The sequence below is a fragment of the Pseudomonas sp. NPDC087342 genome (assembly GCF_044744265.1).
Lineage (GTDB): Bacteria > Pseudomonadota > Gammaproteobacteria > Pseudomonadales > Pseudomonadaceae > Aquipseudomonas > Aquipseudomonas nunensis.
This window is the reverse complement of record NZ_JBIUXZ010000001.1, coordinates 1,357,011-1,377,626: the sequence shown is the minus strand read 5'-3', so window position 1 is coordinate 1,377,626 and position 20,616 is coordinate 1,357,011. Positions and strand designations below refer to the sequence as shown.

At 61.5% G+C, this 20,616-nt stretch carries 17 protein-coding genes and 1 pseudogene; 14 read left to right on the top strand and 4 right to left on the bottom strand.

The features are described from left to right. Positions 1–13 precede the first annotated feature (13 nt). Entirely contained in the window at positions 14–961 is a 948-nt protein-coding gene (locus tag ACIOYV_RS06220; RefSeq protein WP_163910365.1) for a LysR family transcriptional regulator, read from the bottom strand. A 261-nt stretch (positions 962–1,222) separates the two neighbouring features. Between ACIOYV_RS06220 and ACIOYV_RS06215 the strand changes: the two genes are divergently transcribed. After that, positions 1,223–2,464, top strand: coding sequence for an OprD family porin (locus ACIOYV_RS06215; protein ID WP_401321846.1), 1,242 nt, complete (start codon positions 1,223–1,225; stop codon positions 2,462–2,464). Between the two features lie 157 nt (positions 2,465–2,621). On the opposite strand, the gene ACIOYV_RS06210 is transcribed toward ACIOYV_RS06215, so the two are convergent. From ACIOYV_RS06210 to ACIOYV_RS06200, 3 genes are all read right to left on the bottom strand, one after another. Then, entirely contained in the window at positions 2,622–3,410 is a 789-nt protein-coding gene (locus ACIOYV_RS06210) for a transporter substrate-binding domain-containing protein (RefSeq protein ID WP_401321844.1), read from the bottom strand. 69 nt (positions 3,411–3,479) lie between these two features. Further along, positions 3,480–4,187, bottom strand: a complete 708-nt coding sequence (locus ACIOYV_RS06205) for a cupin domain-containing protein (protein WP_401321841.1) — start codon at positions 4,185–4,187, stop codon at positions 3,480–3,482. A gap of 41 nt (positions 4,188–4,228) precedes the next feature. Continuing rightward, positions 4,229–5,074, bottom strand: a complete 846-nt coding sequence (locus ACIOYV_RS06200) for a GNAT family N-acetyltransferase (RefSeq protein ID WP_401321838.1) — start codon at positions 5,072–5,074, stop codon at positions 4,229–4,231. Between the two features lie 394 nt (positions 5,075–5,468). On the opposite strand from ACIOYV_RS06200, the pseudogene ACIOYV_RS06195 reads away from it, so the two are divergent. The 13 genes and pseudogenes from ACIOYV_RS06195 to ACIOYV_RS06135 all read left to right on the top strand — a co-directional run. Continuing rightward, positions 5,469–5,633 (top strand): annotated as a pseudogene (locus ACIOYV_RS06195) (aldehyde dehydrogenase family protein); the annotation flags it as partial. A 548-nt stretch (positions 5,634–6,181) separates the two neighbouring features. After that, the gene (locus ACIOYV_RS06190; RefSeq protein ID WP_401321835.1) at positions 6,182–6,850 is read left to right on the top strand and encodes a haloacid dehalogenase type II; all 669 of its coding nucleotides are present in this window, start codon (positions 6,182–6,184) and stop codon (positions 6,848–6,850) included. A gap of 25 nt (positions 6,851–6,875) precedes the next feature. Further along, on the top strand, positions 6,876–8,150 hold the full coding sequence (locus tag ACIOYV_RS06185) for an NAD(P)/FAD-dependent oxidoreductase (RefSeq protein WP_401321832.1): 1,275 nt from the start codon (positions 6,876–6,878) through the stop codon (positions 8,148–8,150). A gap of 83 nt (positions 8,151–8,233) precedes the next feature. Beyond that, positions 8,234–9,871: an ABC transporter substrate-binding protein gene (locus ACIOYV_RS06180; protein WP_401321829.1), complete on the top strand. Its 1,638-nt coding sequence runs from the start codon at positions 8,234–8,236 to the stop codon at positions 9,869–9,871. A gap of 45 nt (positions 9,872–9,916) precedes the next feature. Next, positions 9,917–10,873, top strand: a complete 957-nt coding sequence (locus ACIOYV_RS06175; RefSeq protein ID WP_054050496.1) for an ABC transporter permease — start codon at positions 9,917–9,919, stop codon at positions 10,871–10,873. After that, positions 10,870–11,745 carry an ABC transporter permease gene (locus tag ACIOYV_RS06170; protein WP_401321826.1) on the top strand — a complete coding sequence of 292 codons (876 nt, stop codon included), beginning with the start codon at positions 10,870–10,872 and terminating at the stop codon, positions 11,743–11,745. The genes ACIOYV_RS06175 and ACIOYV_RS06170 overlap by 4 nt, the downstream gene beginning before the upstream one ends. 1 nt (position 11,746) lies before the next feature. Then, a complete protein-coding gene (locus tag ACIOYV_RS06165) occupies positions 11,747–13,588 on the top strand; it encodes an ABC transporter ATP-binding protein (protein ID WP_401321823.1) in 1,842 nt (613 codons plus the stop codon). Continuing rightward, positions 13,585–13,893: a (2Fe-2S)-binding protein gene (locus tag ACIOYV_RS06160; RefSeq protein WP_401321821.1), complete on the top strand. Its 309-nt coding sequence runs from the start codon at positions 13,585–13,587 to the stop codon at positions 13,891–13,893. The genes ACIOYV_RS06165 and ACIOYV_RS06160 overlap by 4 nt, the downstream gene beginning before the upstream one ends. Then, positions 13,875–15,251, top strand: coding sequence for an FAD-dependent oxidoreductase (locus ACIOYV_RS06155; RefSeq protein ID WP_401321818.1), 1,377 nt, complete (start codon positions 13,875–13,877; stop codon positions 15,249–15,251). Before ACIOYV_RS06160 ends, ACIOYV_RS06155 begins: the two co-directional genes overlap by 19 nt. Beyond that, the gene (locus tag ACIOYV_RS06150) at positions 15,248–16,402 is read left to right on the top strand and encodes an NAD(P)/FAD-dependent oxidoreductase (protein ID WP_401321816.1); all 1,155 of its coding nucleotides are present in this window, start codon (positions 15,248–15,250) and stop codon (positions 16,400–16,402) included. The genes ACIOYV_RS06155 and ACIOYV_RS06150 overlap by 4 nt, the downstream gene beginning before the upstream one ends. Further along, the gene (gene argE, locus ACIOYV_RS06145) at positions 16,399–17,556 is read left to right on the top strand and encodes an acetylornithine deacetylase (RefSeq protein ID WP_401321813.1); all 1,158 of its coding nucleotides are present in this window, start codon (positions 16,399–16,401) and stop codon (positions 17,554–17,556) included. The genes ACIOYV_RS06150 and argE overlap by 4 nt, the downstream gene beginning before the upstream one ends. A 275-nt stretch (positions 17,557–17,831) precedes the next feature. Continuing rightward, positions 17,832–19,289 carry an NAD-dependent succinate-semialdehyde dehydrogenase gene (locus ACIOYV_RS06140; protein WP_401321810.1) on the top strand — a complete coding sequence of 486 codons (1,458 nt, stop codon included), beginning with the start codon at positions 17,832–17,834 and terminating at the stop codon, positions 19,287–19,289. Positions 19,290–19,316: 27 nt separating this feature from the next. Further along, positions 19,317–20,396, top strand: coding sequence for a tartrate dehydrogenase (locus ACIOYV_RS06135; protein ID WP_401321807.1), 1,080 nt, complete (start codon positions 19,317–19,319; stop codon positions 20,394–20,396). The last annotated feature ends 220 nt before the right edge of the window (positions 20,397–20,616 follow it).

Sequence of the window (20,616 nt, the reverse complement as noted above, 5' to 3'; positions counted from 1 at the left end):
AGACAACTAAAAGTTATTCGAGGGGTTGCCGACTGTTCAGACCCGGTGCCGCGACCATGCGTTGCGGGCCGACATCAATGGCGTATTGGCCGACGACCTGGCGGCTCATGTCGACAATGCTTTCGATCAGCTCCAGGCCGACACCGGCGCGCCACGAAGCCACGACATCCAGTTGCGGCAGGCCGGTGCCGGGCTCCAGCTGAATCAATTCGCCGCTGGCCAGGGGCTTGGCCACCAACGCCGCCGGCAACGCGCCAATTCCGAAACCGTCGCGAATCAGCCGGGTCATGGCCGACACCGAATTCACGCAACTGACCCGCGGCGCGCTGATGCCATGGGCGTGCAGCAGGTTGAGCACGTCCTGATGCGGCCGCGAGTGTTTGACGAACGTGATAATGCGCTCGCTGGCCATTTCGATCAGCGACGCGTAGGGCCGGGCATAAATCGAGTTGCTGGCAGCGATCCAGTGCATGGGGTAGTGCGCCAGTTCGAGGTTGCGCACGCTTTCGTGGCGGATCAGGTCGGTCTGGAACACGATATCCAGATAACCCTTTTGCAGTTGTTCGCAGAGATTGCGCGCGGCGTCGGCGGTGATTTCGATTTCCACGGCGGGAAAGGTCTGCATCAGGGTCGACATCAACGGGCTGAGCCAGGTGTGGATCACCGTGTCCATCACGCCGATGCGCACCAGGCCCTGTTGCGGGCTGGTGTTGTCCAGCGAGTGCTTCAACGCACGCTGAACCTCAAGCATCTGCTCGGCATAGTCGAGCACTTTGAGCCCTTCGGGCGTCAGCGACACCCCGCGCGAGTCCCGCACGAACAGGCGCAAGCCCAACTCGTCTTCCAGCGCAGCGATGCGGCTGGAGATCGCAGCCTGGGTGCTGAACATTTTCTCGGCGGTCAGGCTGAAACTTTGCAGGCGAGCGACCCAGACGAAGGTTTCGAGGAATTTGAGGTTCATGGCGGTTCTCTTGGTGTTTGTGGTTCTTATGCAGAGACTGGTTGCAATTGTTACTCCAGAGTCGGCCTTCGGGCGCATCAAATTTTCTTATGCCTGACCTCGCTTTTTTCCCGTTTGACGCCGCCGCGCCCTGACGCAAAGAATCCGCTCCCGACGCCGCTCATTGCGTCAGCTCCCCCATGACCACTTTATAAAAACAAGATCGGACGCGACCGCCACGCCCCCGAGAGGGCCCGCTCGTGTCTGCAAAAGGAGCACGGCATGCGCCATTTCAATTCCACCCAGCGGCTGTACACCCCGGTCGGCACCTTGCTCGGCTTGAGCCTGATCGGTGCGCCCAGCGCCCAGGCGGATTTTATTGCTGACAGCAAAGGCAGCCTCGAAGCCCGTAACTTCTACTTCAACCGCGATTTTCGCCAGGACGGTTCCCGGGACAAAGCCGAGGAGTGGGCCCAGGGTTTTCTGCTTCGGATGGAGTCCGGCTACACCGCCGGCACCTTGGGTTTTGGCCTGGACGCCCTGGGCATGGCCGGTTTCAAACTGGACTCCGGTGGCGGCACGGCAGGCACCAACCTGTTGCCGCCGGATTTGTCCGGCGGTTCGCAGGATCAATATGGCGAACTGGGCCTGACCGCCAAAGTGCGTTTGTCCAACAGCACGTTGAAACTGGGAACATTGCAGATCAAGGACCCGGTGGTCAGTTCCAACGACACGCGTCTGTTGCCGGGCACGTTCAAGGGTGGATTACTCAGCGTTCAGGAAATCGACCGTTTGAAGCTGACCGCCGGGCAATTCACCCAGATCAACTTTGTCGACTCCACCGACTATCAGGACATTACCGCCAATCGCATCGGCGGCAGCAGCGACAAGTTCCAGTTCGCCGGGGCGGACTACCAGTTCCTGCCCAACCTCACGGCGCAATACCGCTACGGCAAACTGGAAAACATCTACCAGCAGAACTACCTCGGATTCGTTCACGCGCTGGATCTGGGCGCCGGCCAGTCATTGAAAAGCGACGTGCGCTATGCCCGGAGCGCTGAAGACGGCAACTTTCGCAAGATCGATAACCAGGCCTTTGGAGCACTGTTCACTTACAGCCTCGGCGGCCATGCGCTGGGCCTGGGCTACCAGCGCATGAGCGGCGACGATCCGTTTCCATACATCGGCCGTAGCGATCCGTATCTGGTCAACTTCGTGCAGATCGGCGACTTCGCCAACATCGACGAACACTCCTGGCAAGCCCGCTACGACTACAACTTTGCCGCACTCGGCGTGCCGGGATTGACCTTCATGAACCGCTACATCTCCGGCGACAACGTGCAACGCAGTGCACCGGGGGAGGGCAAGGAATGGGAGCGCAACACCGACATCGCCTATGTGGTGCAGGACGGCACGTTGAAAGGGCTGGGGTTTAAATGGCGTAACGCTTCCGTGCGTTCGAATTTTGGCAATGATCTGGATGAGAATAGGCTGATCGTCAGTTACACCGTGGGGCTTTGGTAAGCCCCAGTTAGCCTGAGCAGACACTGATCCTGTGGCGAGGGAGCTTGCTTGTGGCGAGGGGGCTTGCCCCCGTTGGACTGCGCAGCAGTCCCCTTCTTTCAGGGCTGCTTCGCAACCCAGCGGGAGCAAGCTCCCTCGCCACAAAAGCCCATCAGCCTCATTGCCCAGGCACCGCCAACCATTCACCAACCACTTTCTGATAATTCCCGGTGACCTTGCTCAAATGCAGCCACTGATCAACATACTGCTTCCAGGTCACGTCATCGCGCGGCAGCAGATACGCCTTCTCGCCGTACTGGAAATACTGACCCGGATTCACCGCACACAGCCCAGGCTTGAGCTTCTGCTGGTACAGCGCCTCGGACGCATCGGTGATCATCACGTCAGCTTTCTTGTCGAGCAACGCCTGGAACAGCGTCACATTGTCGTGCAGCATCAACTGCGCCTTGGGCAGGAACGCATGCACAAACGCTTCATTGGTGCCGCCCGCCGGTTCAATCAGCCGCACCGAGGGTTGGTTGATCTGCTCGATGGTCTGGTAGCGCGACTGGTCTTCGCAACGCACCAACGGCACCTTGCCATCGACGTCGAGGGTGCTGCTGAAGAAGGCTTTTTTCTGCCGCTCCAGCGTCACCGAAATCCCGCCCATGCCGATGTCGCATTTGCCGGCGAGCAAGTCGGGCATCAGGGTTTTCCAGGTGGTTTGCTCCCATTTCACCTTGACGCCCAGGCTGTCGGCGAGTGAGCGGGCCATCGCGATGTCGATGCCTTCGTACTCGCCGTTTTCATTTTTGTAGGTGTAGGGCTTGTAGTCACCGGTGGTACAGACCGTCAGCACACCTTGCTGGATGACGCTGTCCAGGTGCGAAGGCGTTTCCTGTGCGTGCGCGCCCAAGGGCAGGGCGAGTAATCCGCAGAGGAGCAGGGCGTGTTTTTTATCGTTCATATGCTCGGCGCTCACTTCAAATCCTATGAAAGGTGCGCCGAGTATTGCCGAAAAGTCGCTGCGATTCGACTACTTGACCGCATACACCTTGCGCACATACCGCGTGCTTTTCCACGCGCACGGCGCACCTTGTGGCACGAACACGCTGTCGCCGGTGTTGACTGTCACGCTTGATCCATCGGGTGCGAGCAAGGTCACGCTGCCTTCGATCAAGTGCATCAGCTCATTGAGCTTGTGCGCTCGGCCGTGGCGTTCGTAAGGCGTCGAGTCCCAGACGCCGACGCGCAGATCGGTTACCGCGTCTTCGAAGGCGTTACGCGACCGGCACTGTGGCGTCGGGCCGATCAGTATTTGCGGTTCCGGTGCTGCGGAGGGCGAGAGCATCGCCAGCGGGTCAAGCAAGGTCAGGCCGGGTGTCGGCGCTTCGGTGGCCAAGGCACAAAACGCCCACTGGGTGCCGGGATGCGCGTCGATCCGCAGCGCCGTGCCGCGACCGATCACGGCGCTGCTGCCGATACCCAGTTCCAGCGTCTGCTCCAGGGTTTTCAGCACCACATGGCCTGCGTGGACCACCAGTACTTCAGTGTGCGGGAAGTCCTCGATATCAAACACATCGCCGGTTTCGACGATGCCAGCCGATACGCCATCAGCGCCGGACCAAGCCACCTGGCGAGTGTCCATAAACGGGTCGGCGGCACTCAAGGCCAGTGTTTTGAAAGGCGTGACAATGCGGCTGCCGTCGGCGCGCGCCAACAGCAGAACAGTAGGTTGGGACATGCGGGTGATGCTCCAGACAAATAAAGGTGTGGGTTCGGCCATCAGCCGATGGCTTGGGTAACCAGGGCAAACTGGGTGATGCCGTTGGCGGTGTGCGGTGGTGTGCCACGGGCCATTTGCGCCACGGTGTCGATGTTTTTGAGCCCGACCGTTTCTAGCCAGTCGCTCAAGCCGCAGTCCGCCGGAATGTCGATGCGCACGAAGGTTTCTGGCACTTGCGCAAGCAGCACCGCGATCAGGTGTTGGGCTTGTTCAAGGTTTTCGGCGACCACCGGGCCAACACCGCGACCACGCCCATAAGGGCGCAACATCGCAAAGGCACGCAGCTGGCCGTCGCGCTCGATGCCGACCGCAGACTCGATGACATCGAACAGATCGGTAATTACTGTTCGCCGGTCCAGCCCGGTCCCGGCGTTGGCCAGTTCCAGCACCCGCGCCTGATCAGCGTTACGCAGCGGACGACAGGTTTCACCCTCGGCCAGCGGCTTGAGATCCGGAGCTTGCACCAGGCCCTGATGTTGCTGGATCCGCCCGAACTCGACAAAACCCTGGCTGACGTAAAGCGGTGCACCGGCGAGGGTCGCGTTCAAGATCGGCGTGCGTGATTTACACGCCTCAAGCGCCAATTCCATCAACTTGCGACCGATGCCCTTGCCTTGATAGTCGTCGCTGACGATCACCAGCCCGATGGTGGCGAAATCCCCCTGAGGGCAGGCGAACGCCGTACCGATCAGACGCTCGCCATCGAGCACCACAAAACCGTCGCTGAGGCGCAACACCATCGCCCAATCATCCAGCCGATGCGGCCACTTCAATTGCACGGACAAGGCATGGGCCGAGGGCAGGTCGGCATCGGTCATCGGGCGATAAACATACGGGGCGGACATGGCGAGTCTCCGTTGAACAAGGTACGCGTGCAGCCGGTTTTCCGGCGTGATGGTGCCTGTATCCCATCTGCGCGCAGGCCTGACAAGGGGCCTGCGAACATTCGGCAGATTCCGCGAGGCAGAGGCCACAAGACCACACTTACTACTAAATTGCACCGCAAGGTCGGCAGCAAATGCCAGGGCTTTTTTTCTACGATGGAAGCCTGAGTCAATGACTCGCCGACCCTATCTGGAGTGCTCCATGGTTAGCTTCGATCCTCGTCTGATCACTGTGCGCAGCGCTCACTTTATCGGCGGCCAATACAGCGGTGCTCAACCGGGTCTCGAGGTGGTGCGGGCTTCGGATGGCCTGGTGAATGTCGAACCGGACATCGCCAAACCGCGTGCAAGCTGGAAGCTCGAAGCGGGGACGGTGTCGGTCAACCGTTACGGGCGCAGTAATGATTACTTTCTGCCGACTGGCGGCTACAAACGTTCAGGCATCGGCAAGGACCTGGGGCGCGAAGCGCTCGAAGCCAATTTGCGCTTCAAAAGCGTGCTGATCGATATCCTCCATTAACACCCTTGTAGCAGCTGTCGAGCCCTCATTCGCAGGTGTAGCAGCTGACGAGCCTGCGAGGCTGCGTTCGGCTGCGAAGCAGTCGTAGACACCGTAATTAATCCCCGATCTGACTGAAACACCGCAGCGTCAGATCTTGCGACTGCTTCGCAGCCGAACGCAGCCTCGCAAGCTCGACAGCTGCTACGCAGGTTTGTGGTCATGCTTGAAAATCTCGGCCAAACGGGCGCTTCCTCAGGGAAGCGCCCGTTTTCATTCGGCTCGGCGCAGTTTCTGCGGCCAATCGCGGCACAGCGGGGCTGCATAGGGTTATAAAGGTCCATAAGAGCGCATAAATACAGGGTTTGCCCAAGGCTGGAGCGAGCCGCAAAGTCTGCTGAGGGGGGTGGCTAAAACGGTGGTTTGTATCGGGCAGAGGCTGCTTTTAACGCCATCTGCTGAATTCACGGTGTTGTAATGACGGTGTGCTGCAGCGTTGCATCAGCGCTTCGCAAACGAAGCAAATGCTCGTCGCGCCATGACCTCAACGAACTTCAGGACCGCACTCAATGAGCTTTCTTCGCCCCAAATTCATTACGTTCGACTGCTACGGTACGCTGACCAATTTCCACATGGGCACGATGACTCGCGAGCTTTTCGCCGATCGCGTCAAACCCGAGCAGATGGATCAGTTCGTCAAGGATTTCTCGGCCTATCGCCTGGACCAGGTCATGGGTGACTGGATGCCCTACGACGAAATCCTCAAGACCGCTCTGGCCCGGACCTGCAAGCGTTGGGGTATCGAGTACCGCGATGAAGGCCAGCTGTATTACGACGCCGTACCGACCTGGGGCCCGCACCCGGACGTACCGGCCGGCCTGTCGAAAATCGCTGACAAAATCCCCCTGGTGATTTTCTCCAACGCCAGCGACAGCCAGATCATGTCCAACGTCGACAAGCTCGGCGCGCCGTTCCACAAGGTCTTCACCGCGCAACAGGCCCAGGCCTACAAGCCACGTCTGGCGGCGTTCGAGTACATGCTCGACAACCTCAACTGCGGCCCGGAAGACATCTTGCATGTGTCCTCCAGCTTCCGTTACGACCTGATGCCGGCCCACGACATGAAGATCAAGAACAAGGCCTTCGTCGCCCGTGGTCATGAAGTCCCGGGCAATGCCTTCTACGGCTATCAGCAGATCACCGACATCGGTGGGCTTGCGGCACTGGTTGGTCTCTGAGTCATTAGCGCATAAGGGGTTGGACATGGGCAGTGAATCCTACTGGCTCGACACCGCACCGGCCTTCACCGGTGCCCAGCTCGGCGCGTTGCCGGGACAGGTCGACGTGGCCATCGTCGGTGGCGGTTTCACCGGTCTGGCGGCGGCCCGGGCATTGGCCCTCAAGGGCGCCAGTGTGGTGGTGCTCGAAGCCGGGCGGGTGATCGGCGAAGCCTCGGGGCGCAACGGTGGCCAATGCAACACCGGAGTGGCCCAGGATTATGCCGGGCTCAGTGCCAGCCTCGGCGCCGACAAGGCCCGGGTTTATTACCAGGCCTATGAAAGCGCCGTGCAAAGCGTGGTGTCGCTGGTGGAGCAGGAGCAGATTGCTTGCGACCTGATCCGCAACGGCAAGCTCAAGTTGGCCGCCAAGCCGATGCATTACGAAGGCTTGGCGCGGACCTGTGAACTGATTCGCAAGGAAGTCGATGCCGAGGTCGAGTTGCTGTCCGCCGAACAGACCCGCGCTGAAGTCAATTCGGCGCAGTTCCACGGCGGTTTGCTACAGCGTAACGGCGTGCAGATGCACGTCGGGCGTTTCGGCGTCGGTTTGGCTGAAGCGGCGGCTCGCCACGGCGCGCTGATCCATCAAGGCACCTCGGTGCTGGACTGGAAAGCCCAGGCCGGCGGTTATCAGGTCAACACCAGCAAGGGTTCGCTGCACGCCGGGCAAGTCTTGCTGGCCACCGGCGCCTGCCAGCACGGCGGTCTGGGCTGGTATCGGCGGCGCATCGTGCCGGTGGGCAGTTTTGTGATCGCCACCGAAGTGCTTTCAAAAGAGCTGATCGAGCAACTGCTGCCGGGCCGTCGCGCCTATGTCACCAGCCGCATGATCGGCAATTACTTCCGCCTGACCCCGGACAACCGCTTGCTGTTCGGCGGCCGCGCACGGTTTGCGATGTCCGACAGCGTCAACGACGCCAAGAGCGGCAAGGTGCTGCAAGCGGCGATGGTGCAGATGTTCCCGCAACTGGCCAACGTGAGAATTGATTACTGCTGGGGCGGATTGGTCGACATGACGTCCGATCGCTTGCCTCGGGCCGGCCAGCACGGCGGGGTTTATCACTCCATGGGCTACAGCGGTCACGGGGTGCAGATGTCGGTGCACATGGGCCAGGTCATGGCCGAAGTGATGGCCGGCAAGGTCGAGGCCAACCCCTGGCGCGAACTCGACTGGCCGGCGATCCCCGGACATTTCGGCAAGCCGTGGTTCTTGCCGTTCGTGGGCGCCTATTACCGCTTCCAGGATTATTTGCATTGAGTTGATGTTGTGGCGTCACCGTCGTTTGCGTTTCAACGCTCCGGACAACCCGAGCCTTCTCATTATCGACAGGTACAACTGATATGACTGACAAAAAGATCGACTCCCAACTGATCTCCGGCCAAGAAAGCCTGCGAGTATTTGAAGGCCTGAATCGCGGCATGTCGCGCCGTAACGCCCTGCAAATGCTCGGTGTGGCGGGTGTCGCCGCAGCGGGCGCCGGCAGCCTGTTTGGTGCCGCCGGCAAACTGTTCGCCGAAGAAGCTGCCACCCCCGGCAAAGGCAAGCCAGGCGGGCGGATTCGCGTAGCCGGCATGTCCAGCTCCACCGCCGACACCCTCGACCCGGCCAAAGGCGCGCTGTCCACCGACTACGTGCGCCACTTCATGTTCTACAACGGCCTGACCCGCTTCGACACGCACCTGGTGCCGCAACTGGAACTTGCCGAGCGCATCGACAACACCGACGCCACGCTGTGGACCATCACCCTGCGCAAGGACGTGACCTTCCACAACGGCAAGACCCTGAGCGCCGCCGACGTGGTGTTCTCGCTGTCGCGACACAAGGACCCGCTGACCGGTTCCAAGGTCATGCCACTGATGGAGCAGTTCACCGAAATCAAGGCCACCGGCACCAACGAAGTGCAGATTCGCCTCAGTGCACCGAACGCCGAACTGCCGTCGATCCTCGCCGTGTCGCACCTGCTGATCGTTCCTGAAGGCACTACTGACTTCAACCAGGGCATCGGCACCGGGCCGTTCAAAGTCAAGGAATTCAAACCCGGCGTGCGTTCGATTGCCGCGCGCAACACCGGCTACTGGAAACCCGGCCTGCCATACCTCGACGAGATCGAGTTCATCGCGATTGCCGACGAGCCGTCGCGAGTCAACGCGCTGCTGTCCGGCGACGTGCACATGATCAACGAGGTCAACCCGCGTTCTACCACCCGGATCAAGGCCAGCGCCAAGCACCGGGTCGTCGATGCGCCGTCGGGCAACTACACTGACTTGATCATCCGTCAGGATCAGATGCCCGGCAAAAGCGCTGAATTCACCCAGGCCATGAAGTACCTGCTGGACCGCGAACAGGTGAAATCCGCCGTGTTCCGTGGTTTTGCCGTGGTCGGTAACGACCATCCGATTGCCCCAGGTTCGCGTTACTACAACGCCGACCTGCCGCAAACCGTCTACGACCCGGAAAAAGCCAAGTTTCTGCTGAAGAAAGCTGGCATGGAAAGCATCAGCATGCCGCTGGTCGCGTCACCAGCCGCCACCGGTTCGGTAGACATCGCGGTGCTGTTGCAGCAGTCGGCGAAACAGGCCGGGCTCAAGCTCGACGTCAACCGCTTGCCGAGCGACGGCTACTGGTCCAACCACTGGATGAAGCACCCGCTGAGCTTCGGCAACATCAACCCACGGCCGAACGCCGACGTGATGTTTTCGCAGTTCTTCCAGTCGAAGGCGCCGTGGAACGAGTCCGGCTGGCAGAACGACCAGTTCGACCAGTTGCTGATGCTCGCTCGCGGCGAAACCGACGACGCCAAGCGCAGCAAGATGTACGCGGACATGCAAACCCTGGTGCATGACCACAGCGGTATCGGCGTGCCGGTGTTCATCAGCAACATCGATGGCGTCGACCAGCGCATCAAAGGCTATGGCAGCAATCCGCTGGGTGGCTTCATGGGCTACATGTTCGCCGAGCAGGTCTGGCTGGACGCTTGATGGGTAGTTGGGTTGTACGTCAGGGACAGTGCAGGAGGGTAGGCGATGAATAGCAACACACTGTGGTTGATCGGCCGGCGTCTGGGCGCCGCGATCGTGACTTTGTTGATCGTGTCCATGGTCGTGTTTGCGATCACGGCGGTCCTGCCGGGGGACGCGGCGCAACAATCCCTCGGGCAGTTCGCCACGCCGGAACAGGTGGCGGCACTGCGCCTGAAACTGGGGCTCGACCAGCCCGGTGTGCTGCGTTACCTGCACTGGTTGATGAACCTGCTCAGCGGCGACATGGGCCTGTCGGTGTCCAACGCAATGCCGGTCGGCGAATTGATGGCCGGCCGCGTGCCCAACACCCTGATGCTGGCGGCCGCCACGGCGCTGGTCTCGGTGCCGGTGGCGTTGATCCTCGGCATCGGTTCTGCAATGGGGCGTGGCGGGCGCATCGACAGCTTCCTGAGCTTCTTCACCCTGGCCATGGTCGCCGTCCCGGAGTTTCTGGTGGCGACCCTGGCGGTACTGATTTTCGCGGTAAATCTGGGCTGGTTGTCGGCGTTGTCGTATGCCAGCGACATCACCTCACCGTGGCAATTCATGCGCACCTACGCCTTGCCGGTGATGACCCTGTGCTGCGTGATCGTCGCGCAAATGGCGCGCATGACCCGCGCTGCGGTGATCGATCAACTCGACAGCCCTTACGTAGAAATGGCCCGGCTCAAAGGCGTCAGCCCGATGCGCATTGTGCTGCGCCACGCCTTGCCTAACGCAATCGGGCCGATTGCCAATGCCATCGCCCTGAGCCTCTCGTATCTGCTCGGCGGGGTGGTGATTGTCGAGACGATCTTCAACTACCCCGGCATCGCCAGCCTGATGGTCGATGCCGTGACCAACCGTGACATGGCGCTGGTCCAGGCTTGCACCATGCTGTTTTGTACCGCGTACCTGGGGTTGGTGCTGATTGCCGACCTGTGCGCGATTCTGTCCAATCCGAGGCTGAGAAACCAATGAACAATCTCATTGTGAAATCGACGCCTGCGACCCCCGACCCGTCGGTTGGCAAGGTGTCTCAAGGTCCGGCATGGCTGGGCTTGATTGGCGCTGCAACGTGCCTGATCTGGTTGCTGGTGGCGTTCTTCGGCCCATGGCTGGCGCCGCACCCGGTGGGTGAAGTGGTCTCCGATAATGTCTTCGACAGCATCAGTGCGCTGTACCCGTTCGGCACCGATTACCTGGGCCGCGACATGCTCAGCCGCGTGCTGGTTGGTGCGCGCTTTACCGTGGGCCTGGCGTTGATCGCGGCGGTGTTGGCCAGTGGCCTGGGCACCAGTTGCGCGTTGTTGTCGGTGGTATCGCCGAAGTGGCTGGATGAAGTGATCAGCCGCTTGATGGATGCGTTTATCTCGATCCCGAGCAAGATGCTGGCGCTGATCATGGTCTCGGCCTTCGGCTCCTCTGTGACCTTGCTGATCTGTACCGCCGTCCTGAGTTTCACCCCTGGCGCATTTCGCATCGCCCGCAGCATGGCGGTGAACATCGAAGCTCTGGAATACGTGCAAGTCGCCCGTACCCGTGGCGAGCGCCGGCTGTACATCGCTTGCGTGGAAATCCTGCCGAACATGCTTAACCCGGTGTTGACGGACCTGGGCCTGCGCTTCGGCTTTATCGTGTTGCTGCTCAGCGGCATGAGCTTCCTCGGCCTCGGCGTGCAACCGCCGGATGCCGACCTCGGTTCGCTGGTGCGGGAAAATATTGGCGGCCTCAACCAGGGCGCGCCGGCCATCGTGATTCCGGCGCTGGCCATCGGCACCCTGACCATCGGTGTGAATCTGTTTATCGACAGACTGTCGTCCCGACGTAGTCGCCGCACGGGAGGGCATTGATATGAGCCAATTGATTCGAGTCGAAGACTTGCGCGTGGTCGCCTGTGGCGAGCGCGGTGAAACGGAAATCGTCAAAGGCGTGAGCTTCGCCCTGGAAAAAGGTGAAGTGCTGGCGCTGATCGGTGAGTCCGGCTCCGGCAAGACCACCATCGCCTTGGCACTGTTGGGTTATGCACGACGCGGCTGCCGGTTGTCCGGCGGCGTGGTGCAGGTCGGCGAGCACGACATGCTCGCCCTCAGCGAAAAGGAATTGCAGGGCCTGCGCGGTAACCGGGTGTCGTACATCGCGCAGAGCGCGGCGGCGGCGTTCAACCCGGCGAAAAAACTGATCGACCAAGTGGTGGAGGGCGCGTTGATTCATGGCCTCGGCACTCGTGCAGTGCTTGAAGCCAAAGCCATCCAGTTGTTCCGCGACCTGGCGCTGCCGGACCCGGACCACATTGGCCAGCGCTACCCGCATCAGGTGTCGGGCGGGCAACTGCAACGGGTGATGGCCGCTATGGCGTTGATCAGTGATCCATTGCTGGTGGTGCTCGACGAGCCGACCACCGCCCTCGACGTCACCACGCAGATCGATGTGCTGCGCGCCTTCAAACGGGTGGTCCGTGAGCGTGGGGCCACGGCGGTCTACGTGTCTCACGATTTGGCTGTGGTCGCGCAAATGGCCGATCAAATCGTCGTGCTCAACGGCGGTCAGATCTTCGAACAGAGCGCCACCGCGCCACTGCTCAAAGCCCCAACCCACGAATACACCCGCAGCCTGTTGGCGGCGGCGCGGCCCGATACCACGATCCGTCCACCCTGCGGCGTGGCGGAAGACACGCCGTTGCTGACGATTCAGGGCCTGACCGCCGGTTACGGCAACAAGAACATGCACGGCATGCCGGCGATTCGCGTGCTGGAAGACATCGACCTGACCGTGCGCCGAGGCCAGGCCATCGGCGTGATCGGTGAGTCGGGTTCCGGTAAATCAACCCTTGCGCGAGTGGTCGCGGGCTTGCTGACCCCAGCGCTCGGCGGCTTGACCTTCGACGGCCAACCCTTGGGTGGCTGCCTATCCGAGCGCACCGACGAACAGTTCCGCCGCATCCAGATGGTGTTCCAGAACGCCGACACCGCGCTCAACCCGATGCATAGCGTCAGCACCATTCTGAGCCGGCCGCTGAAGATGTATTTCGGCCTCAAGGGCGCCGCGTTGCGCGAGCGTATCGGTGAACTGCTGGACTTGGTGCGTTTGCCTCGGACCCTGGCGGAACGGCGGCCGAATGAGCTGTCCGGCGGGCAAAAGCAGCGGGTCAACCTGGCCCGTGCCTTGGCGGCCAAACCGGATTTGATCCTCTGCGATGAAGTGACCTCGGCGCTGGATACGGTGGTCGGCGCGGCGATTCTCGAACTGCTGCGCGACCTGCGTCAGGAGTTGGGCGTTTCCTATCTGTTCATCAGTCACGACATCTCCACCGTGCGCGCGCTGTGCGACGACATTGTGGTGATGTACAGCGGCCACAAAATCCAGGCCGGTACCCGTCAGTCGTTTGCCCAGGCACCGTTCCATCCGTACACCGACCTGTTGATCCATTCGGTGCCGGAGCTGCGTCAGGGCTGGCTGGAAAACTGCGGCACCACCTGCGCCGAGCTGCCGCCGATTGGCGCCAGGGCCAACGTGCCGGAGCTGTGCACGTTCCTCAGTCGCTGCCCGGTGCGGGTCGATGGCCTGTGCAATCGCACCGCGCCGAACCGCCGGATCATCGATGGCGGCAGTGAAATCCTCTGTCACCACGACAGCGCCGAGTTGCTGAAAACCCAGCAGGATCTGATCACCATGAGCCACGGAGCCTACGCATGAAGGGACGTTTTGTGAGGCTGGCCGAGCAGGGCCGGCCGACCGTCAAGCTGCAAGTGGACGGCACTGCCATCGAGGCCTTGCAGGGCGATACCCTGATGGTCGCGTTGCTGACCCAGGGCAATGCGTTGCGCCAGTCGGAGTTCGATTCCGGCCGGCGCGCCGGTTTCTGCCTGATGGGCGCTTGCCAGGATTGTTGGGTCTGGACCCGCGGCGGCGAGCGTCTGCGCGCCTGTTCGAATGAAGTCCGCGAAGGGCTGGACATCGTCACCACACAACCGGAGGCGACATGGCCACTGCACGGATAGTCATTGTCGGCGCTGGGCCGGCCGGTATTCGCTGTGCCGAAACCCTGGTGGCGGCGGGGTTCAAACCGATCCTGATCGATGAAAATCGCCGGGATGGCGGGCAGATCTATCGTCGTCAGCCTGAAGGGTTTACCCGTAATTACGCGACGCTGTACGGCACCGAGGCGCGGAAGGCTCGCGACCTGCACGACAGTTTTGATCGTCTGCGTGGCGCTATCGATTACCGCCCCGATACCTTGGTGTGGAACCTGACAGCGGGGCAATTGTGCTGCGTCAGCCAGGGCAAACACTCGACGGTGGATTACGACGCGCTAATCCTCTGCACCGGCGCCACTGACCGCTTGATGCCGATTGAAGGCTGGCAACTGGCGGGCACCTACAGCCTCGGCGGGGCGCAGATTGCGCTCAAGTCCCAGGCAGTTTCCATTGGCCACAGCGTGGTGTTCATGGGCAGCGGGCCGTTGTTGTACCTGGTTGCCAGCCAATACGTGAAGGCGGGCGCGAAGGTCGCGGCGGTGCTCGACACCTCGCCGTTCAGCAAGCGCATTGGTGCCTTGCCCAAATTGCTGGCGCGGCCCGGATTACTGTTCACCGGGATGAAATTGTTGGCGCAGCTGTATCAGGCGAAGATCCCGGTGCATTTGGGGATCAAACCTTTGCAAGTACGGGGCGATGCGGCCAGCGGTGTCAGTGGCGTGCGAGTGCTGACGGCGCGTGGCGAGGACTTGAGCATCGAGTGCGATGCCGTGGCGCTGGGTTATCACTTGCGCCCGGAAACCCAATTGGCGGACCTGGCGGGTTGCCGCATGCGATTCGACGAGGCATCTGGTCAATGGTGGCTGGCCGTGGATGATGAAGGCCGGACTTCGGTGAGCGGCGTGTATGCGGCTGGCGATGGTTCGAAGATTCGCGGCGCGGATGCCGCTGAACACGCTGGACGCCTGGTGGCCATGGCATTACTGGAAGACCAGCAGCAACCGGTAAACGCCGGATTACGCGACGAACAACGCCAAGCGCTGGCGGTGATGGACCAGTTCCGCCTCGGCCTGGCCCAGGCGTTTCCCTGGCCTGCCGAGCAAGCCAAAGCCTTGCCCGACAGCGCCATCGTGTGCCGCTGCGAGATGATCAGCGCCGGTGAACTGCGCCGTACCGTCAGCGAGAAGGGCGCCTGCGAAGTCAATCGGGCCAAGGCTTTCAGCCGGGTCGGCATGGGCCGTTGCCAAGGCCGTTATTGTTCGCAGGCGGGTGCGGAAGTGATCGCCGCAGCGGCGGGCGTCAGCGTGCAGCAGGTGGGTCGCCAACGCGGCCAAGCGCCGGTCAAACCGCTTTCGATGCTCACCGAGGAGGTGTCTCCATGACCGTACAGAAAGCCGATGTGTTGATTGTCGGCGGCGGCCTGATGGGCTCGGCGGCGGCGTTTTTCCTGCGCAAACGCGGCCAGTCGGTGATCCTGCTGGAGCGCGACCAGATCGGTCAGTACGCCAGCGGTGTGAACTTCGGCAACGTGCGGCGCCAGGGACGCTACCTCGGGCAATTGGAATTGGCCAACCGCTCCTGGGCACTGTGGAAACGCTTGCCGGAGCTGATCGACGATGACCTGGAATTCATCGCCAGCGGGCACATGCGCGTGTGTTATCGCGAAGATGAAATTGCCGAGCTGGAGGCGTATGCCGCTGCGCCTGAAGCTGCGCAACTGGACCTGAAGATTTATCGCGGTGCCGAGTTGCATCAGCGCTTTCCATTTCTCGGGACAGACGTGAAGGGCGGCTCCTACGCACCTCACGATGGTCACGCCAACCCGCGCCTCGCGGCCCCGGCGTTTGCCCGTGCAGCACGCCGACTCGGCGCACAGATCGAAGAGCAGACCGAAGTCGCCGAGGTGCAGAAAGTCGGCGGCGAGTTCAGCGTTACCACCACCGACGGCCGTCAGTTCAGCGCCGCACAACTGCTGATCACGGCCGGTGCGTGGGGACAAAAGCTTTCGGATCAGTTCGGCGAACCGGTGCCACTGGACACCCACGGCCCGCAAATGGCCGTGACTGAACCGGTGCCCTACGCCTTGCCGACGGTGATCGGCGTGTACACCAAGATTCCAGAAGAAGTGATCTACTTCCGGCAGATCCCGCGCGGCAACATCGTGATCGGCGGCGGTTATCGCAGCAAACCCGACATGCTCAATCGCCGGGCCTACGTCGAGCCGCGCAGCATCCTCAACCAGATGGATCAAATGCGTCGTCTGCTGCCGGGCGTTGGCAATCTCAACATCATCCGTGTCTGGAGCGGCATCGAAGGTTATCTGCCAGACTCCTTGCCGATCATGGGCCCGAGTGGCACCACCGACGGTTTGTTCTACGCGTTTGGCTTCTGCGGTCACGGCTTCCAGCTCGGCCCCGGTGTCGGCGACGTGATGGCCGAACTGATCAGCACCGGCAGCACCAGCACTTCGATTGAGCCGTTCTCCATTCGCCGGTTCGCCCCTTTAGCCGAGCAACGGAGCAAGGCCTCATGAAACCCCGTGTACTGGATATTCTGAAACGCCTGATGGCCTTCGACACCGTGTCTTCGGAGTCGAACATGGCCCTGATTGACTACGTGGGCGATCTGCTGCTGAGCAAGGGCATCGAGTCGCTGATCGTCAAGGACGAGACCGGCAAGAAGGCCAACCTGTTCGCCAGCACCGGGCCGAAAAACCTGCCGGGGATTCTGTTGTCCGGCCACACCGACGTGGTGCCGGCGGCGGGGCAGGCCTGGACCGTGCCGCCGTTCCAGGCAACGGTGCAGGACGGCAAGATCTACGGGCGCGGCAGTTGCGACATGAAGGGTTTTATTGCCCTGGCCATCGACGCGATGCTCGACGCCGCCGACCATTCGCTGAGCCGGCCGCTGCAACTGGCGCTGTCCCATGACGAAGAAATCGGTTGCGTCGGCGTGCGGCGCTTGCTTGACGTGCTGCACCTGACCCCGGTGCGCCCGTTTTTGTGCCTGATCGGCGAGCCGACCAACATGCAATTCGTGCTCGGGCACAAGGGCAAGGGTTCGTATCGCACCTATTGCCGGGGCCTGGAGGCGCACTCGTCGCTGGCGCCGCGTTCGGTCAATGCGATTCACGTGGCTTGCGATTTCATCGCCGCGTTGCGTCAGAGTCAGCAGCAATTGCAGGAGCAGGGCGCTCAGGATGCTGATTACGACGTGCCTTACAGCACCGTGCATGTCGGGCAGATTGGCGGCGGTCGGGCGCTGAATATCGTACCGAACCTGTGCACCCTGGACTTCGAAGTGCGCAACTTGCCGGCGGATAACCTGGATCAGTTTCTGGAGCAGATGCAGGAGCGCGCTGAGCTGATCGTGCGCGAGGCGCGGTTGTTGTCGAGTGTGGCAGCGATCGAGATCGAAACCCTCAACGTCTATCCCGGCCTCGATACGCACCCGAGCGTCGAAGCCGTACGCTTCCTGAAAAACTTCGCCGCGCCGGATACCGGGACGTCCAAGGTTTCGTTTGGCACTGAGGGTGGGTTGTTCAAGCAACGGCTGGATGTGCCAGTGGTGGTCTGCGGACCGGGCTCGATTGAACAGGCGCACAAGCCGGACGAGTTTATCGAGATCAGCCAGATGGAGGCCGGGGAGCGGTTTCTGGATGGATTGCTCGGTTCCCTGAAGCTGTAATCAGATCCCATGGCAAACAAAGATCATATGTGGGAGCGAGCTTGCTCGCGATGGCGTCCTCTCAGTCGATATTTATGTCGCCTGACACACCGCTATCGCGAGCAAGCTCGCTCCCACAGGGTTCGGTGTTTACCCTGAAAGACCCTATACCCCCTCAGTAGAGCCTGCCGTCCCACCGCCAATTTCAGCATCCGACACTGTCCTCAAATCGCTTTCAGCATCCTCCTCCGCCACACCTCCCTAGACTGGAGCATGTCTCGGATCAGGACTCGACCATGCTCAAGAATCGTTTGAAAGACCCCAGCCTTCTGGCAGAACTCGCGTATGTGGACGGGCAGTGGATCGGCGCCGATAACGCCGCGACCCTGGACGTCATCGACCCCGCCAGCGGCCAGTTACTCGCCCGTGTGCCGGCCATGCAAGGTGCGGAAACCCGGCGTGCCATCGAGGCTGCCGACAAAGCCTGGCCGGCGTGGCGCGCACGTCCGGCCGCCGAGCGTGCGGCGCTGCTGGAGCGCTGGTTTCAGGCCATGGTCGACAACCTCGACGACCTGGCGCTGATCATGACCTGCGAGCAGGGCAAGCCACTAAATGAAGCCAAAGGCGAAATCCGCTACGGCGCCGGTTTCGTCAAATGGTTCGCCGAAGAGGCCCGGCGGGTTTACGGCGAAACCATGCCGGCCCCCAGCGGCGACCGCCGATTGCTCACGCTCAAACAACCGGTGGGAGTCTGCGCCGCCATCACGCCGTGGAATTTCCCCAACGCGATGATCACCCGCAAATGCGCACCGGCATTGGCGGCGGGCTGCCCGATCATCGTCAAACCCTCGGACCTGACACCGCTGTCGGCCCTGGCTTTAGCGGTGTTGGCCGAACGCGTCGGCATCCCCGCCGGGGTTTTCAACGTGTTGACCGGCATGCCCGCCGGCATCGGCGAAGAGCTGACCAGCAACCCGACGGTGCGCAAGATTTCCTTCACTGGATCGACTGCCGTGGGCCGTTTGCTGATGCGCCAGAGCGCCGAACACATCAAACGCTTGAGCCTGGAGCTGGGTGGCAACGCGCCGTTCATTGTGTTCGACGACGCGGACCTGGAGCAGGCCGTCGCCGGGATCATGCTCAGCAAGTTTCGCAACGCCGGGCAAACCTGCGTCTGCGCCAACCGGATTCTGGTGCAGAACGGTATCTACGAACGTTTCGCCCAGCGCTTGGTGGAGGAGGTCGGCAAACTCAAGGTCGGCAACGGTCTCGACGCCAACGTCACCATCGGCCCGCTGATCAACCCGGCTGCGGTGAGCAAAGTCGCCCGGCACATTGACGATGCCTTGAGCCAGGGCGCGACCCTGCTCTGCGGCGGTATTCCCGAAGGCGACAACCAGTTCGTGCAACCCACGGTGCTCGGCGACACCCACGCGGGCATGTTGTTGGCCAACGAAGAAACCTTCGGCCCGGTCGCGCCGCTGATGCGGTTTACCTCTGAGGCCGAAGCCCTCGCGCTGGCCAACGCCACGCCTTACGGCCTGGGCGCCTACTATTTCACCCAGGATCTGCGCCGTTCATGGCGTTTCGGTGAGGCGCTGGAGTTCGGCATGGTCGGTCTGAACACCGGAATCATTTCCATGGAAGTCGCGCCGTTCGGTGGCATCAAGCAATCCGGCCTGGGCCGCGAGGGCAGCAAGTACGGGCTGGACGAATACCTTGAAGTCAAAGCCTTCCACATCGGCGGGCTGTAATTCACAGACACTGGGGGAGGCACGTTGATGAGCAAGACATTCAGAATCGCCGCGATTGCCGGCGATGGGATTGGCAAGGAAGTGCTGCCGGAAGGGTTGCGCGTGCTGGAGCAGGCCGCGAAGAAATGGCAGCTCGATTTGAGCATTGAAGTGCTGGATTGGGCGCATTGCGATTACTACCTGGAGCACGGGCAGATGATGCCCGATAACTGGTTCGAACAGCTCAAGGGGTTCGACGCGATCTACTTCGGTGCCGTCGGTTGGCCGGACAAAGTGCCGGACCACATCTCGTTGTGGGGTTCGCTGCTGAAGTTTCGCCGGGATTTCGACCAGTACGTGAACATCCGCCCGGTGCGGCTGTTCCCCGGCGTACCGTGTCCGTTGGCCGGACGCAAGCCGGGGGACATCGATTTCGTGGTGATCCGTGAGAACACCGAGGGCGAGTATTCCTCGGTCGGCGGCAAGATGTTCGAAGGCACCGAGCATGAATTCGTGCTGCAAGAATCGGTGTTCACCCGGCGTGGCGTGGACCGGATTCTAAAATTCGCCTTCGACCTGGCCCAGACCCGACCGCGCAAACGCCTGACGGCGGCGACCAAGTCCAACGGGATTTCCATCAGCATGCCGTACTGGGACGAACGCACCGCGTTGATGGCGGCGAAGTACCCGGAGATCACCTGGGACAAGCAGCACATCGACATTCTGTGCGCGCGGTTTGTGCTGCAACCGGATCGGTTTGATGTGGTGGTGGCGTCGAATCTGTTTGGCGACATTCTTTCGGATTTGGGGCCGGCGTGTGCCGGGACCATCGGGATTGCGCCGTCGGCGAATCTTGATCCGGAGCGGCGGTTTCCGTCGTTGTTCGAGCCGGTGCATGGTTCGGCGCCGGATATCTATGGGCAGAACATTGCGAATCCGATTGCGATGATCTGGTCTGGGGCGTTGATGCTGGACTTTCTTGGGAATGGCGATGAGCGCTATCGCGCGGCGCATGACGGGATTTTGCAGGCGATCGAACGGGTGATTGCGGACGGCCCGATCACCCCGGATCTGGGCGGGAAGGGCTCGACGCAGGATGTTGGCAAAGCCATCGCCGACATTCTCTAACCTCTCGCCCGCCCCCCTGTAGGAGCGAGGCTTGCCCGCGAAGGCGTCGTACCAGTCAATATTGATGGCGACTGACACACCGCTTTCGCGAGCAAGCTCAGCTCCTACAAGGGATCTGCGCCGCTAAGTAGATTTTTGCCATCACCCATCCCCTGTAGGAGCGAGGCTTGCCCGCGAAGGCGTCGTAACAGTCAATATTCATGTCGACTGACACACCGCT

Coding starts and splice junctions, on each gene's coding strand:
- ACIOYV_RS06170 (WP_401321826.1), top strand. CDS start 10,870: ATGAACAATCTCATTGTGAAATCGACGCCTGCGACCCCCGACCCGTCG.
- argE (WP_401321813.1), top strand. CDS start 16,399: ATGAAACCCCGTGTACTGGATATTCTGAAACGCCTGATGGCCTTCGAC.
- ACIOYV_RS06160 (WP_401321821.1), top strand. CDS start 13,585: ATGAAGGGACGTTTTGTGAGGCTGGCCGAGCAGGGCCGGCCGACCGTC.
- ACIOYV_RS06220 (WP_163910365.1), bottom strand. CDS start 961: ATGAACCTCAAATTCCTCGAAACCTTCGTCTGGGTCGCTCGCCTGCAA.
- ACIOYV_RS06175 (WP_054050496.1), top strand. CDS start 9,917: ATGAATAGCAACACACTGTGGTTGATCGGCCGGCGTCTGGGCGCCGCG.
- ACIOYV_RS06135 (WP_401321807.1), top strand. CDS start 19,317: ATGAGCAAGACATTCAGAATCGCCGCGATTGCCGGCGATGGGATTGGC.
- ACIOYV_RS06185 (WP_401321832.1), top strand. CDS start 6,876: ATGGGCAGTGAATCCTACTGGCTCGACACCGCACCGGCCTTCACCGGT.
- ACIOYV_RS06140 (WP_401321810.1), top strand. CDS start 17,832: ATGCTCAAGAATCGTTTGAAAGACCCCAGCCTTCTGGCAGAACTCGCG.
- ACIOYV_RS06180 (WP_401321829.1), top strand. CDS start 8,234: ATGACTGACAAAAAGATCGACTCCCAACTGATCTCCGGCCAAGAAAGC.
- ACIOYV_RS06210 (WP_401321844.1), bottom strand. CDS start 3,410: ATGAACGATAAAAAACACGCCCTGCTCCTCTGCGGATTACTCGCCCTG.
- ACIOYV_RS06205 (WP_401321841.1), bottom strand. CDS start 4,187: ATGTCCCAACCTACTGTTCTGCTGTTGGCGCGCGCCGACGGCAGCCGC.
- ACIOYV_RS06155 (WP_401321818.1), top strand. CDS start 13,875: ATGGCCACTGCACGGATAGTCATTGTCGGCGCTGGGCCGGCCGGTATT.
- ACIOYV_RS06215 (WP_401321846.1), top strand. CDS start 1,223: ATGCGCCATTTCAATTCCACCCAGCGGCTGTACACCCCGGTCGGCACC.
- ACIOYV_RS06190 (WP_401321835.1), top strand. CDS start 6,182: ATGAGCTTTCTTCGCCCCAAATTCATTACGTTCGACTGCTACGGTACG.
- ACIOYV_RS06150 (WP_401321816.1), top strand. CDS start 15,248: ATGACCGTACAGAAAGCCGATGTGTTGATTGTCGGCGGCGGCCTGATG.
- ACIOYV_RS06200 (WP_401321838.1), bottom strand. CDS start 5,074: ATGTCCGCCCCGTATGTTTATCGCCCGATGACCGATGCCGACCTGCCC.
- ACIOYV_RS06165 (WP_401321823.1), top strand. CDS start 11,747: ATGAGCCAATTGATTCGAGTCGAAGACTTGCGCGTGGTCGCCTGTGGC.